Origin of the sequence: Curtobacterium sp. MCBD17_030 (genome assembly GCF_003224255.1) — a bacterium.
Taxonomy (GTDB): Bacteria; Actinomycetota; Actinomycetes; order Actinomycetales; family Microbacteriaceae; genus Curtobacterium.
On record NZ_QKLI01000051.1, the window covers coordinates 1 to 586 of the forward strand.

Sequence of the window (586 nt, forward strand, 5' to 3'; positions counted from 1 at the left end):
ACCGACTCCACCCCGGTCCGGCCGTTCGGGTTCGGTCTGTCGTACGCGTCGTTCGGGTACTCGGACCTGGTCGTCGACGACTCCGTGCAGGCCGGTTCGGCCTTCACCGCGAGCGTCACCGTCACGAACACCGGGACGGTCGCCGGCGCCCACGTGGTGCAGCTGTTCGGGCACGACGTCGCCGGATCGGTCACCCGGCCCGTCGTGCAGTTGCTCGGGTACGCCCGCGTCGAACTCGACGCAGGGGAGTCCGTGCGGCTCGCCTTCACCGTCCCCACCACCCGCCTGGCCTTCAGCGACCGGCGGATGGTCCGGATCGTGGAACCCGGCGACGTGGAAATCTGGGTCGGCTCGCACGCGGCGGCTTCGGCCTCGGTCGCGGACGCGGACACCGCGACCGGTGGCGTGATCGTCAACGAGCGCGCCACCGCGGTCCGGGTCCTGCCGGGTACCGCGACGCCGCGCGCGGTCCTCGCGGTCGAGGGACCCGTGCACGAGGTCACCACACAGGACGCGCGACTCGTCACGTGGGAGGTCGTCGGCTGACGGGGAACCGGCCGATGACGGCCGCCGCGGGGGAGCGCGG

1 protein-coding gene is annotated in these 586 nt (G+C 73.0%); it reads left to right on the forward strand.

The features are described 5' to 3' along the window. Positions 1 to 546: fibronectin type III-like domain-contianing protein (locus tag DEI89_RS17260; protein WP_181421726.1), on the forward strand; the 546-nt coding region annotated here is incomplete at its 5' end. Positions 547 to 586: the final 40 nt, after the last annotated feature.